We start from the raw sequence: 13,785 nt of genomic DNA, 5'->3' as shown, positions 1-13,785 counted from the left end.
AGCGCATTACTCACTTGCAAGAGGAGGCGATACACCATGTCTTGCCCATTAAACGAGAAGAGCGGATATATCCGAGAGCAATAAAACCAAAGGCAAAGAAATACCCCAATAAAAAGAAAGCCAGTCAGCTTAACTGACTGGCATTAGGCCATCGCCTGCTTTCTAATCAGTGGTGTTCTTCGTTGAGCAAATCATCTTTGGCAGCCATCAGATATTGGGCCATCGACCAGTATGTCAGTACAGTGGCAACATACAGTGCAGCAAAGCCAACCCAAACCATCCAATCGTCGTAACGCCAGATCAGTACCCATAAGGCGAACATTTGGCTGACGGTCTTAACCTTACCTACCCAAGATACCGCCACACTCGCTCGTTTACCAATTTCCGCCATCCATTCGCGCAGTGCGGAGATGATAATTTCACGAGCTATCATAGTGACTGCGGGAATCGTTACCCAGATCGTGTGGTAGTGCTCTGTTATCAAAATGAGTGCGGTAGCAACCAATACTTTATCAGCGACTGGATCAATAAAAGCCCCAAAACGAGAGGTTTGACCTAGTTTTCGCGCCAACATACCGTCGAGCCAATCAGTAAACCCTGCGACCCAGAACACCATTGCTGCTGCAAAAGGAGACCAGCTATAAGGTAGATAAAAAACAACGACAAATACTGGAATCAAGAAAAGTCGCAACAAAGACAAGATGTTAGGGATATTTAAACGCATATTTTTAAAAGGCTCTTTTTGTTTGCGTATGGCTCTATTTGATATTTCAAACAGCGCCTTATGGTGCGGGATTTTTGCTATTGTTTCAATGCTTGATAAATGTTTTCTGCTAAAGAAATACTAATCCCTGGCACTTTGGCGATTTCTTCTACACTCGCTCGTTTCAATTCTTGCAAACCACCCATGTATTTTAACAGAGCTTGGCGACGCTTTGGTCCTACGCCTTCAATGCCCTCTAAAGCACTCGTTCTACGGGTTTTTCCTCGTTTTGCCCTATGGCCAGCAATCGCATGACTATGGCTCTCATCACGGATGTGCTGCATTAAATGCAGTGCTGGTGCGTCACTAGGCAAATTAAATTCATCACCTTCGACGGTGATCAAAGTTTCGAGACCAGGTTTACGCGTGACACCCTTGGCAATACCAATCAAATGCGGGCGTTTTGGCCAATCTCCCCAATAGCGAGAGATGATCTCATGAGCCCTGTTCAACTGACCTTTACCACCGTCGATAAAAACAATATCAGGAATTTTTTCTATATCGAGCTGCTTTGAGTAACGGCGTTCAAGTGCCTGCCCCATTGCTGCGTAATCATCACCACCCGTGATGCCCGTGATATTATAACGACGATACTCTTGCTTAACGGGGCCTTCCTGATTAAAAACCACACAAGAGGCAATGGTGCTCTCTCCCATGGTGTGTGAGATATCAAAACATTCCATTCGCGTAATGCTTTCCATATCAAGCAACTCTCTCAACGCTTTGAAACGTTGAGATATCGTCATCTTGTGATTGATCTTAGTCGTAATCGCTGTCAAAGCATTGGTGTTGGCCAGTTTAAGATAACGCCCTCGAGTGCTGGTCGGATTGACATGGAAGTGGATTCGGCGCCCCGCTAAGCTCGTTAAAGCCTCTTCCAACGGCTGTGATTCGTCAATTAAGCCCGAGTTGAGGATGATACGAGTCGGAATAGTTCGCGCCTCATTGTGGCTCAGGTAATACTGGCTCAGGAAGCTATAAAACACTTCTTGCTGAGTGGTATCGTTGGGTATTTTCGGAAAGTGACTGCGACTTCCCAGAACTTTACCCTGACGAATCATAAGAATATGAATGCACGCAATGCCATTTTCTTGAGCAAAACCAAGTACGTCCATATCGTCCATCGAATCTTCCGAGACAAACTGTTGCTCTTGGACACGGCGAATAGCCTGAATTTGATCGCGGAATTTGGCGGCCTGTTCGAAGCGTAGTTCTTGACTCGCCACCTCCATCTTTTCGACAAGAGAGGCAAGCACTTGCTGATCTTTGCCCTGCAAAAACAGTCTTACGTAACCAACCAGTTCAGCGTAATCCTGTTCAGAAATAACACTACTCACACACGGCGCAGCACAACGACCGATTTGGTACATTAAACAAGGTCGAGTTCGATTACTGTAGACAGTATCTTCACACTGTCGCACCGGAAATATCTTTTGAATTAGATGCAAGGTCTCACGTACAGCGCCTGAATCTGGGTAAGGTCCAAAGTATTCGCCTTTACGCTTTTTCGCCCCTCGATGCATCGACAAACGTGGGTGTTTGTGTCCACTAATAAAGATATAGGGATAGGATTTATCGTCACGCAACAGTACGTTGTATTTAGGTAGGTACTGCTTGATGTAGTTGTGTTCTAAGATCAAGGCTTCTGTTTCGGTATGCGTCACCGTCACATCAATCTTGGCGATGTTACTGACTAAAGCACGGGTTTTTTCACTATCAACTTTGCTACGGAAGTAACTGGAGAGGCGTTTTTTGAGATCCTTCGCCTTTCCTACATAGATAACAACAAACTCGGCGTTATACATACGATAAACGCCGGGCTGGTTTGTTACTGTTTTGAGAAAGGCGGCTGAATCGAATTGGCTCATACCAATACCATTAGCTGAAGATTAAAATCACTGATGGTATTGGCACCTTATAGTGTCTCGGTATCTATCATTCCGTGTCGAATTGCTAAGTGAGTCAACTCAACATCACCGCTAATATCAAGCTTGTTAAACAAGCGATAACGGTAACTGTTTACTGTCTTAGGACTAAGATTCAACTGCTCAGATATGTCAGTGACTTTTTGCCCTTTAGTAATCATCATCATGATTTGCAGTTCACGCTCAGACAAATCAGCAAATGGGTTTTCCGATGCCGGAGAAAATTGGCTAAGAGCCATTTGTTGAGCGATCTCTGGTGATATATAGCGTTGTCCACTATTAACCATACGAATTGCGTTGACCATTTCATCAGGGCCAGCGCCTTTAGTCAGGTAGCCTGCGGCTCCTGCTTGCATCACTTTAGTTGGAAACGGATTTTCCGTATGAACAGTTAAAACGATGATTTTCACATCAGGATTAAATCGCAGGATCTTTTTGGTAGCCTCAAGACCACCGATACCAGGCATATTCATATCCATCAAAATGACGTCAGCATGGTTGCTTCGACACCATTTTACTGCTTCTTCACCGCTGTCAGCTTCCCCTGCTACGTTCATCCCACGGACGTCTTCAATAATACGTCGTATCCCTGTGCGAACCAGCTCGTGATCATCTACAAGGAAAACATTTATCAAACTTGTATCTCCACACTTTTTACTTGGCTCTGCACCCACATAGAGTGGATTACAGCATTGCTGCCTAGTCTAACTTAAAATTAAAATTTTGCTTACTCTGAATATGTGCTTAAACGCAAACTTTAGCAAGTAGTAATTTTCAGATCTGGTACTTAAATTGTTATTAATCTATTAATCAATCGCTTAGGTCAGTTTATTGGTTATTTTTCTACCAATTTCGCCTTAGATATTAGGTCTATTTCTTACCTTTGTATTTAACTTTTTCAGCATGTGATACTCTAGCCCTACTGTCTTGATCTCGCTTCAATCTAACCACCCTATTACGCACAATGATTCATAACGGTTTCTTACTCACTCGGCAGGCACGTGATGTCAGTGGCCAAACTCAAATCGAGCTGTGGCTATCAACGCCTCAAGGCCCCTCTCAACTCATCATTCGAGGAGAGAAGCCCGTTTTTTTTGTTGCACAAAGTCAGTTAGAACAATGCAAGTCTATTGCTGAACAAGAGAATCTTTACGCAGAGTGGCGTCCACTGGAATTGACCAGCTTTGATCTGGAGCCACTAGCCGCTTGTTACACCACGACTATCAAACACTCTCAGCAGCTTAGCCGTGCATTACAGCTGGCAGATATTACGGTACTCGAAGACGATATTCGTTTAGCTGACCGCTATTTGATGGAACGTTTTATTAAAGGCGGGGTTGAGTTTAGCGGTATTGAGCAACTGGCGCCTCAAAGCCGACGATTCACATCAGTCAAGTGTCGTCAGGGGGACTACACGCCCGATCTGAAAGTCGTCTCCCTCGATATAGAGTGTTCTGAAAAAGGCATTCTCTATTCCATTGGACTTGATAGTCCGATGGATAGCCGTGTGATCATGATTGGTGATAAGCAGCCCGCCGACACCCCTATAGAGTGGGTAAAAGATGAGAAAGCACTGCTAAACGCTCTCGTTAGCTGGTTCCAAAAGTATGACCCAGATGTGGTTATTGGCTGGAACGTTATTGACTTCGATTTTCGACTATTACACAAACGGGCAGAATGGAATCAAGTCAAATTGATGATAGGCCGTGGCCGTCAAGCGAGTTTTTTCCGAACCTCCAATACCACCCAGCAAGCCTTCGTTTCTGTACCCGGCCGCGTGATTATGGATGGCATTGATACGCTCAAAACCGCGACCTATCATTTCCGTCGCTGGTCACTTGAATCGGTATCGCAAGAGCTGCTTGGTGAGGGGAAGCAGATCCATAATGTCCATGACCGAATGGATGAAATAAATCAGATGTTCCGTCGTGATAAGCCATCACTAGCGAAATACAACTTGCAGGATTGTGTACTGGTCAACAAGATATTTGCTCACACGCATCTACTCGAGTTTGCCATCGAACGATCTAGACTCACTGGCGTCGAACTCGACCGAGTGGGCGGTTCGGTCGCCGCCTTTACTAACCTTTACTTGCCGCAAATTCACCGAGCTGGCTATGTTGCACCTAATCTGCAACCTGAGAACTGGTTGGCGAGTCCTGGCGGATACGTCATGGATTCGATTCCAAACTTGTATGACTCTGTATTGGTTCTCGACTTCAAAAGTCTTTACCCATCCATCATTCGTAGCTTCTTAATCGATCCAATAGGACTGATTGAAGGCCTTCAACTCGAAGTCGGACGCAAAGCTTCTCAAGCAGTGCCAGGGTTTCGAGGTGGCCAGTTTCACCGCACTCGGCACTTCCTCCCTGAGATGATCGAAAATCTCTGGGCCGCCCGTGATGCCGCAAAGAAGAACAACGAAAAGGCATTCTCCCAAGCCATAAAGATCATCATGAACTCTTTCTATGGTGTATTGGGTTCTTCAGGCTGCCGCTTCTTTGATACTCGCCTTGCCTCGAGCATCACTATGCGTGGCCATGAGATCATGAAACAAACCAAAAAGCTTATCGAAGATAAAGGTTATCGGGTCATCTACGGTGATACCGATTCAACCTTCGTCTCCTTAAACGGTCAGTTCAGCCAGCAACAAGCTGATGAGATTGGTCTCGAACTAGTCAACTATATTAACCAGTGGTGGACGACGCATTTAGCGCAAGAGTATCAGCTCGATTCAACGCTCGAACTGGAGTACGAAACTCATTACAAGAAATTCTTAATGCCAACCATCCGAGGACAAGAGACGGGATCTAAGAAACGCTACGCAGGGCTGATTGGAGAAGGCGATAGTGAGCGGATCATTTTTAAGGGCTTAGAGAGCGCTCGAACCGACTGGACGCCACTCGCGCAAGAGTTTCAGCAAACCTTATACTCGATGATTTTTCATGGCGAAAACCCGAGTGACTATGTCCGTGAATTTGTTGAGCAAACCAAAGCCGGAAAGTTCGATGACAAACTGACCTATCAAAAGCGCTTGAGACGAAGGCTGCATGAGTATCAGAAAAACGTTCCACCTCAGGTAAGAGCAGCCAGAATGGCGGATGAGATGAATGCCCAGCTTGGTAGACCTTTGCAATACCAGAACAAAGGGCAAATTGAGTACGTCATTACACTCGCAGGACCTGAACCCAAGGAATATCAAAAAAATCCGATCGATTACCAACACTATATCGATAAGCAGCTTAAACCGGTTGGCGAAGCGATATTACCCTTTATCGGTATAGACTTCAGCTCACTCAGTGAACCTCAACTTGGGCTATTTTGAAGCATAATCGATGAATTTGTCTAAAGGCAGTGATTTGGCGTAGTACCAACCCTGCACTGATATATCAGAGTCACGACAAATATGGTCGAGCTGCTCTTTGGTCTCGACACCTTCGACAATTACCTTTAGATCCAATTGCTTCGCAATCGACAGAATGCTGCCGAATACTTTTTTGCCTTTTAGAGTACTCAGTGCCAATACAAATGAACGATCGATCTTTAGATAGTCGACCTCAAATTTATTGAGATAGCTGAGAGACGAAAAGCCAGTTCCAAAATCATCGATGTGGATCTTCGCGCCCAGATTATGTAGGCGGTTAAACGCAACAACCAATGCCAGTTCATCCTCAAGTAATGACTCTTCTGTAATTTCAATATGGATATACTGCGCATGGTGCTGAATGATTTTCTCCAATTCATCAATGTAACTAGGGTCAACTAATGTTTGAGGAGTAATATTCACACTGACAGGAATGAATAGACCCGATTTCTGCATCCGCCGTATATCTTTAATCACCTGCTTAAAAACCCAGAGATCGACATCTTTCATCAAATTGGCCTTGTCCAGCCATGGAATGAAAGAGTTCGGATATTGGAGTTTGCCATCTTTATCAATTGAACGAATCAGCGCTTCACAGCCAACTGTCATCTCGGTATCACGCGACACTTGCGGCTGATACTCGATACAGAAGTCGCGCGAACTCAGTTGCTCAAGCTGATGTTCGATAAAAATGGTGCGTTTTTCCCTATCGACAGCCTGCATAATGGGATCATCCATTAACGTACGTGCTTCCTCTTGACGCCGAGCATAAAAGGTATCAAACACAGGCAACGATATTGTCTTCTCGCTTACACTCTGATTAAGTGCCCTAACCGACGGAAGATATATCACGACACCAATGGCGATATTGACAAGCTGAAGCACAACCGCCGCCCAATCACCTTGTGTCGCCATCCAAGCATTTAACAATATTGGGCTATTAAACGGAACAGAGACAGTGGGCGTCACCACCCATCCAATCGATACCGCAGCCATGCTCACGACAACGTTGGTCACTGGCACCAACAGAAACGGCAGAAATAACCTAGGGTTGAAAATAATCGGCAGACCGAACAATAAGATCTCATTAATATTGAGCAAGCCTATTGGAATGCTTGCTAACGCAATCAACTTAAACCCATGTTGTTTGGAACACAGCAACAGCGCAATCACCAGCGACAATGTTGCCCCACTGCCACCAATAAACACAAATGCACCCATAAAAGACAAGTTCATCAGATAATGAGCGTCGCCTCCTGCCAGTACAGTGGAATAGTTAAGGTTGCTCGCTTCTTCTAGCAAATCAACTAACGGAAGTAATGCGTAATACCCATGAATACCAATAAACCACAATATCGAATTGAGTGTCGCGAAGAGAACACCAAAGGTGGTTGGCTCATTGGCATAGTCCGTCGTCAACACCGAAGAGTAAGCAACCGCCGATAGACCGAGCACGAAAATGTGGTTAATGACCACCACCAACAAAGCAGTGATGAACGCAGGAATCACCATATTCAACGACTCTTTGACAATCTGCCCTGCGGACTCGGTTCTTGTCAGTTTGAATATATCAAAGCGGAGTAAATAAGCTAACAGCGGAACCGCGTACAACGGCGTTATAATCGCTAAGATTATGTGGAAGGTGAGCAGTACTTTGCTATCTGGAATTGTCTGTTCAGTGATTAATAGCAATGTAATCATCAAAAGTGCGATTGGCGGTCTTGGCAAACGCCACTGCATCGCTAAAACATAGGAGATAGTGGCCGTCATTAAAAATGGAAAAAACCGAGCGATAGCATCATGCAAATCATACAGTTGGAATATCCAAACATTGCGCCCTTCTAATATAAACTCACCAATGCTGGCAAAGAAAAGCGCAAAAGATGACAACATTAAACAGGGAATAAGCCAAACCATTCCCTCTCTAATGGCCTGCAAAGAAGGGATAACAAATCGGTGATAAAGAGAGTAATTAGAAACACCATTTAATTGGCGGTTATCCGTTCCTTGGTACATGCTAACCTCAATATGTCCATACATATAAAAGCTAGCACAATTAAACGGATAAGAAGACTTTTCTCGATATTTCTTTAGCCGACTCTAAACTCGGTCTTTTTATACTGCTTTGCTAGCCAGTCACCAAAACCATCAAGAATGCCAATGACTGAGCGTTTCGCAATCAACCTTCCTGACAACAGAATACCCAGTCTTTCAATCTCGACTTGTTTGTCAGGATAATAACGTAAAAATTGCTGACCACATTCGATAGGATCTTCGAACCACTGTTTGTCTTTGTACATCACCAAAGAATAGCTTGCTCGCAATAACTTTTTCGCGATAATTCTCTGTGCTTTGACCTGTTCTTCTGGCTTATCCGCTCGAGCAATACGGTTACGATATACGGCTACCCAATCTTCTACGTCCATATTCCAATGTTTGGCAATCTCCCAGCTAGGTTCGTAATCACCAAAACACTCAGATAAATCTTCACCATACACACACACCGCACAGTGGCGTAATAGGAATCCCCACGAGAAAATACTGTCAAGACTCGCAACATCTTGTGCCAGTGCGGTTTTAAATGAAATTTCGGTAATATGGGGGTGAGTTTTCTGAAAGCGCCATTTGATTGAGTTAAGTAGGGTTGTTCTGAGATCGGAGAATCCACGGTGAGTCACCACAACCACATCGATATTCGATTGATTTGGTTTGGCGGTTTTACGTGCCACACTACCATACAAGTAGACGCTGTGAAGGTTATCCCCTAACCCACTGGTTAAAAAGCTCACCAAATCATCAATGGCGGGTTGATATTTAGGCTGAAAGGCTTGTTTTGGGTCAATAGTGGATAAATGCATTTGATTGATAACAAAATAATCGAACTCAATGCCTTAATGTTCGCTCACCACGATGGATGAATCAAGATATTCCTTCCTTAACAGGGTCAGTATATAATGCTGCCACTACCTAACATACTAAGGAATATTGTTCATGCCAAAGGCAAGTGAGCTTAAAAAAGGTTTTGCTATCGAATCTAATGGTAAAACATTGTTAATTAAAGACATCGAAGTAACCACTCCTGGTGGTCGTGGCGGCGCAAAAATCTACAAACTGCGCTGTACAGACCTAACAACAGGTGCTCGCGTTGACGAACGCTACAAATCAGATGACGTTCTAGAAACTGTCGACATGTTCAAACGTGCTTCTTCTTTCTCATATGTAGATGGCGATGAATACATATTTATGGATAACGAAGACTACACTCAATACACATTCAAGAAAGAAGAGATTGAGGACGAGTTGCTATTTGTAACTGAAGAGATCCAAGGTCTACATATCATTCTTGTTAATGGCAATGCGGTTGGTCTGGAACTTCCAGCATCAGTAGAGCTCGTTATCGAAGAAACAGACCCGTCTATCAAAGGCGCATCAGCTTCTGCTCGTACTAAACCGGCTCGTTTTTCTACAGGCCTTACTGTTCAAGTACCAGAGTACATTGCAACGGGTGACCGCATCGTGATCAACACGACTGAACGTAAATACATGAGCCGCGCATAGTCATGGCTGAATTAATGTCTTACGACGACGCGATTGATACCGCTTACGACATATTCTTGGAAATGGCGCCTGACAATCTTGAGCCAGCTGATGTGATCCTGTTCACTGCGCAATTTGATGACCGTGGTGCTGCGGAGTTAGTTGAAACAGGTGATGACTGGGCAGAGCATGTTGGCTTTGACGTCGACAAAGAAGTTTATGCTGAAGTGCGTATTGGTCTCGTAAACGAAGAAGACGATGTGCTTGATGATGTTTTTGCACGACTTTTGATTAGTCGTGATCCTGAACACAAGTTTTGCCACGCTCTTTGGAAACGTGACTAGACTTAGCGCACAAACAAAAACACCCTAGCCTTGGCTGGGGTGTTTTGTTATTGAGACCTAGGAGCGTGGAATCATACGCTCAATGCCTAATCTATCAAACAGGATAAACTGAAACTTATCAGAGGCTTAGTCATCAACCTTAATATTTTCAACGCGGGCTTTTAATTTCTGCCCTGGGCGGAAGGTTACTACGCGACGAGCACTGATGGGAATGTCTTCACCTGTCTTCGGGTTTCGACCTGGACGTTCATTCTTGTCACGCAGATCAAAATTACCAAATCCAGACAGTTTTACCTGCTCGCCACTTTCGAGTGCCTTACGAATTTCTTCGAAAAACGCCTCAACCGTTTCCTTGGCATCCCGTTTACTGTATCCAAGATTTTCAAACAGGTTCTCAGCCAAATCGGCCTTTGTGAGCGCCATAAAACTTTCCTCAAAGCTGTGTTAAACATTGCCACCCAAAGGCAGCGCCAAAACTTTTAACCAAGCCAATCAACAACCTATCGGCTTTACCTTGGAAAGTGTATGCCAAGCTTATGATTTACGCCAACTTTTTTCTTCAATGAGCAGAGTTTAACCACTTAAAACAACAACATAGATGCTATTTACAACAGTATTATCTATGATTTATGAGTAAATACCCCTTAAATATCAGAAGATTAGGCCATTACTGGCACTTAACTCAGTAATAAAAACTTAAATCCACTAACTTTTACAATTAAGCTGTTGATGTAGAAAGAGAAACAAAATACCCCTATTGGGTATGGTTTTTAACAAAGCAAGAAGTAATACGGCAAAGTTTCAACACTGCCAGACGTTAAGAGGTACATTATGGAAGTTCAACGTCATATCTACTACCGACTCATTCACCATGGAATTAAGAGTCTACTCGTCGACCGAATTGGCCACTTTACCGAGTTGGAATATCACGAATATTTAAATGGCATGATGGGTAGATCCAGTTGTTTTACCATAAGCGATGACGAACTCAGATTTACTGTTAATAGCCTACGTAGCGAAGGATATTTGGAAGACTTAAAGCGGGTTATATAACTCCAATTACTAGAGTATTGTTAGGGTTACGTGAAGCGCTTTGTCAACAAAGCATATTTCATACTGAGCGCAATTTCGTCTTATGAAGAAAACATCTGGAGCAAGATAACGTGGATTTGGGCCGCTTTCTTCTCATTGTGTGCAGGGTTCAATATTTGCATTACTTTCCAACTGCACTTTGATGTCTGGGTTAGTTTCAAAGTGTTTGGTCTGTTAGCCGCCACGTTCGGTTTTACTCTACTGACAGGAATTTACATATATAAGTACATACCTAAAGATGACAACAAGGCAAACAAACCAGATGCATATTTCGGAGCATTCCGATCAGTCATTTCCGGAAAAGAGCGATCACAATCACCAAAATACGCACATGTCACTTGGTAATCGGCGTCGATGGACAGCCGCTTTGTCAGAGAGAACTGCCGCCTTACCAACCCACTCATCGGGGATATGTCCAGAGAAAGTGGTGATTCGAGCTACATCAACAGGATTTTCTTCGAGAAAATCGGAAACCTAAAAACAGGCTTCCGATTGTCTCTCATCAGAAGGACCGGTTAACCGATCCTTATCTGATCTACATACCAAGTCGTGGGAGACTTACGCAATGATCAAAGCCGTCAGTCAACAAAGCCTATGCTGACTTAATATTATATACGACGCGTGCAAATCACCGTGTCATACGTGAAATCCGGTACTGACCACCATTTAAATTTATGCTCTATCAATCGACCATTGGTCGCATATGTCCAGTAGAATAAAGCATCATCAGCGACACCCACCCCAACTTCATGCCCCCCCGTATAGAGCAAATTAAAGGGAGCTTCGCGTACTCGTTCCAATGGCTTAGTGATCAGGCGTTCATCCAGTTTGACTAGACTCCAGTCATTGTAATTTGCATATGTAGAGTTGCTACAGGCATCTCTTCCCTGTTGGAGGTTGTCAAACGGACCCATGTGAGTGTAATACATTCGGCCAGACCATTGATAAAATGGCTCATCGTTTGGGTCTACCACTGGGACAGGATCAGAACAGCTCGAGATAGAAATAGGTGAGCCATATGCAAACCCCCCTAATGAACAGGAACGGACTGAGCTGGCTTGTAAAGGCACAGAGATGTTGTTTAACACACTAGTCGTACTCTCAGTAAAATTGGCACTTAACACACTACCATCCTGATCTTCGACTTGATGGTATAAGAAAGAAAATTGGCCCTGTAAGATATGAAAGCTCGCTGTTGCAGAAAAAACATCAGATATCTGCAAATTCTCACTATTATTAATAATGTTGGTCATTGACCCTGAATTACGCTGAATGGAACGGGCACCGTTTGGCCGGTGACTTTGGTAGTAGCGGGAACATTGAGCGGCTTTATTATTTTCTTTAATACAAAACTTCACCGAGTCGTTGCCAGTCGAGTTTAGGAAATAGTAAGGTTTTTCGGATACGACTGTGCCAGACTGTCGTTGCCAATAAATAGTACGAAATAAGGAATTATGGTCATAGTTGGTCGCTATTCGATTGTCGATCATTCCAGTTAGGAAGTTTTGGTGGCGGTTTTGTATGCTTACTTCACCAGCGTATGCCAGGCTGGAAAAGAAATAAATAACTAACAGAGTAGTCAATTGTATCATTTGCTTTTTCTCTTTTATTTTGTGAATAGATAAAACCACAGGTTTACCCATGGATGAATGTCAAATCTAAAATTACAGTATTAGCTGTTTGTAATTTTGATCAACACTTTAGCGTTGTGATTAGTAAGTACCCCAGCATGCTCGGGAGGTACCTACTTCGCCATTTTGAGAACAGTGATTGTGTAACACAACAACCAATTTCTAGCGGCGAAGTAGGGAGTCATTTAATGATGATAACGTGTAGGTAGTTAGACTAATCAAATGAAAATCGTTAGTTACACTTCCTTCACGCATAATGCCGTTACGTCAGTATAATCATTACCATCTTGTTCGAAATTACGGCTATCACCGAAATATTTCAAGAGATGCACACCTGATTTTCCTGTGTCGTCTAGTAGCCAATGTCTAGCTATCTGCGGCCAGCCATAGTCGAGATAGGGACCATGAGGTTGTGTGACTCCAGAATTAATTTGTTTATCAAACGCATAATGTTCCGACCAATATGGCAAACGATAGCCTTGCCCTAGGCTAGCACAATAAGCCACTGCGCTGTCGAACTTAAACAGAGGAAGAAAGGCATTAACGATTCCAGCAGCATTGGCGCCTGCGGCCTGAGTAGATATAAAATCGCCTACGTCTTGTCGACCTACAGGGGGACAACGAAACATCAAAGATTTCCCGGTATCGGGCATGGATATTGTAATTGTTTCAACGCCACAGCCAACTTTCTCGCCTAAATTCAATAGGTCTTTAACCTCTATATCAATGGATTTAGTGAAACCCGCATATTCGGCAGTGACGGTTGCTTTGCCAGCCCCCGTACTTCGTAGAGTCTTACTTAAAACTCCCTCAATTCCAGGTGTGAAAATGATGACACTACTGTCGCTTGACGTCCAATTTGCCTTTTCAGTGACATCAATAATTGAACCATTATTCATGAGAGCTTTGAGATAGATTTTGCGGGATCCCCACTCAAAGATAGGAGCATGTGATAAAACGACAGGATTTGCGTAAGACACTAATTTTGTATCAGTAATATATACAGGTTCGATATTAACCACTAATTCATTAGAGGAGAGGGTCTCATACTGTGCGCGAATCGTCACTCTTGTGATTTTGTTTGCAGAGAAGAAACCATTAGTCCCTTGCCCAAAACTAATAGCAGAGG

General features: G+C 43.7%; 12 protein-coding genes and 1 pseudogene. 5 read left to right on the top strand and 8 right to left on the bottom strand.

Going from position 1 to position 13,785, the window contains the following annotated elements; all coding sequences use genetic code 11:
- Nucleotides 1-166: 166 nt before the first annotated feature.
- From pgsA to uvrY, 3 genes are all read right to left on the bottom strand, one after another.
- A complete protein-coding gene (pgsA, locus tag QTN95_RS18710) occupies nt 167-724 on the bottom strand; it encodes a CDP-diacylglycerol--glycerol-3-phosphate 3-phosphatidyltransferase (protein WP_138970367.1) in 558 nt (185 codons plus the stop codon).
- Nucleotides 725-801: 77 nt separating this feature from the next.
- Nucleotides 802-2,631, bottom strand: a complete 1,830-nt coding sequence (gene uvrC, locus QTN95_RS18705; RefSeq protein WP_331418558.1) for an excinuclease ABC subunit UvrC — start codon at nt 2,629-2,631, stop codon at nt 802-804.
- 47 nt (nt 2,632-2,678) lie between these two features.
- Nucleotides 2,679-3,323 carry a UvrY/SirA/GacA family response regulator transcription factor gene (uvrY, locus tag QTN95_RS18700; RefSeq protein ID WP_138970365.1) on the bottom strand — a complete coding sequence of 215 codons (645 nt, stop codon included), beginning with the start codon at nt 3,321-3,323 and terminating at the stop codon, nt 2,679-2,681.
- A 329-nt stretch (nt 3,324-3,652) separates the two neighbouring features.
- Here uvrY and QTN95_RS18695 point away from each other — a divergent pair, with 329 nt between their 5' ends.
- A complete protein-coding gene (locus QTN95_RS18695; RefSeq protein ID WP_331418557.1) occupies nt 3,653-6,013 on the top strand; it encodes a DNA polymerase II in 2,361 nt (786 codons plus the stop codon).
- Here QTN95_RS18695 and QTN95_RS18690 read toward each other — a convergent pair.
- A complete protein-coding gene (locus QTN95_RS18690) occupies nt 6,005-8,068 on the bottom strand; it encodes a PTS sugar transporter subunit IIC/EAL domain-containing protein (protein WP_331418556.1) in 2,064 nt (687 codons plus the stop codon). The genes QTN95_RS18695 and QTN95_RS18690 overlap by 9 nt on opposite strands.
- A 74-nt stretch (nt 8,069-8,142) precedes the next feature.
- On the bottom strand, nt 8,143-8,910 hold the full coding sequence (locus QTN95_RS18685; protein WP_331418555.1) for a nucleotidyltransferase domain-containing protein: 768 nt from the start codon (nt 8,908-8,910) through the stop codon (nt 8,143-8,145).
- 133 nt (nt 8,911-9,043) lie between these two features.
- On the opposite strand from QTN95_RS18685, the gene yeiP reads away from it, so the two are divergent.
- Both yeiP and QTN95_RS18675 read left to right on the top strand, forming a co-directional pair.
- Nucleotides 9,044-9,610: an elongation factor P-like protein YeiP gene (yeiP, locus tag QTN95_RS18680; RefSeq protein ID WP_138970361.1), complete on the top strand. Its 567-nt coding sequence runs from the start codon at nt 9,044-9,046 to the stop codon at nt 9,608-9,610.
- Between the two features lie 2 nt (nt 9,611-9,612).
- Entirely contained in the window at nt 9,613-9,933 is a 321-nt protein-coding gene (locus tag QTN95_RS18675; RefSeq protein WP_138970360.1) for an HI1450 family dsDNA-mimic protein, read from the top strand.
- Nucleotides 9,934-10,059: 126 nt separating this feature from the next.
- On the opposite strand, the gene ihfA is transcribed toward QTN95_RS18675, so the two are convergent.
- On the bottom strand, nt 10,060-10,356 hold the full coding sequence (ihfA, locus tag QTN95_RS18670; RefSeq protein ID WP_331418553.1) for an integration host factor subunit alpha: 297 nt from the start codon (nt 10,354-10,356) through the stop codon (nt 10,060-10,062).
- 408 nt (nt 10,357-10,764) lie between these two features.
- On the opposite strand from ihfA, the gene QTN95_RS18665 reads away from it, so the two are divergent.
- Together QTN95_RS18665 and QTN95_RS18660 are read left to right on the top strand one after the other, a co-directional pair.
- Nucleotides 10,765-10,986, top strand: coding sequence for a hypothetical protein (locus QTN95_RS18665; RefSeq protein WP_331418552.1), 222 nt, complete (start codon nt 10,765-10,767; stop codon nt 10,984-10,986).
- 87 nt (nt 10,987-11,073) lie between these two features.
- Nucleotides 11,074-11,283, top strand: a pseudogene (locus QTN95_RS18660) (septation protein IspZ); the annotation flags it as partial.
- Between the two features lie 350 nt (nt 11,284-11,633).
- Here QTN95_RS18660 and QTN95_RS18655 read toward each other — a convergent pair.
- Entirely contained in the window at nt 11,634-12,617 is a 984-nt protein-coding gene (locus tag QTN95_RS18655) for a hypothetical protein (RefSeq protein ID WP_331418551.1), read from the bottom strand.
- A gap of 275 nt (nt 12,618-12,892) precedes the next feature.
- Nucleotides 12,893-13,785 (bottom strand): hypothetical protein (locus QTN95_RS18650; protein WP_331418550.1); only part of this gene is annotated, 893 nt, incomplete at its 5' end.

It is taken from the genome of Vibrio sp. M260112 (genome assembly GCF_036533775.1).
Lineage (GTDB): Bacteria > Pseudomonadota > Gammaproteobacteria > Enterobacterales > Vibrionaceae > Vibrio.
This window is presented reverse-complemented; position numbering and strand designations above follow the sequence as displayed.

Coding starts and splice junctions, on each gene's coding strand:
- yeiP (WP_138970361.1), top strand. CDS start 9,044: ATGCCAAAGGCAAGTGAGCTTAAAAAAGGTTTTGCTATCGAATCTAAT.
- ihfA (WP_331418553.1), bottom strand. CDS start 10,356: ATGGCGCTCACAAAGGCCGATTTGGCTGAGAACCTGTTTGAAAATCTT.
- pgsA (WP_138970367.1), bottom strand. CDS start 724: ATGCGTTTAAATATCCCTAACATCTTGTCTTTGTTGCGACTTTTCTTG.
- QTN95_RS18665 (WP_331418552.1), top strand. CDS start 10,765: ATGGAAGTTCAACGTCATATCTACTACCGACTCATTCACCATGGAATT.
- QTN95_RS18655 (WP_331418551.1), bottom strand. CDS start 12,617: ATGATACAATTGACTACTCTGTTAGTTATTTATTTCTTTTCCAGCCTG.
- QTN95_RS18690 (WP_331418556.1), bottom strand. CDS start 8,068: ATGTACCAAGGAACGGATAACCGCCAATTAAATGGTGTTTCTAATTAC.
- QTN95_RS18675 (WP_138970360.1), top strand. CDS start 9,613: ATGGCTGAATTAATGTCTTACGACGACGCGATTGATACCGCTTACGAC.
- uvrC (WP_331418558.1), bottom strand. CDS start 2,631: ATGAGCCAATTCGATTCAGCCGCCTTTCTCAAAACAGTAACAAACCAG.
- QTN95_RS18695 (WP_331418557.1), top strand. CDS start 3,653: ATGATTCATAACGGTTTCTTACTCACTCGGCAGGCACGTGATGTCAGT.
- QTN95_RS18685 (WP_331418555.1), bottom strand. CDS start 8,910: ATGCATTTATCCACTATTGACCCAAAACAAGCCTTTCAGCCTAAATAT.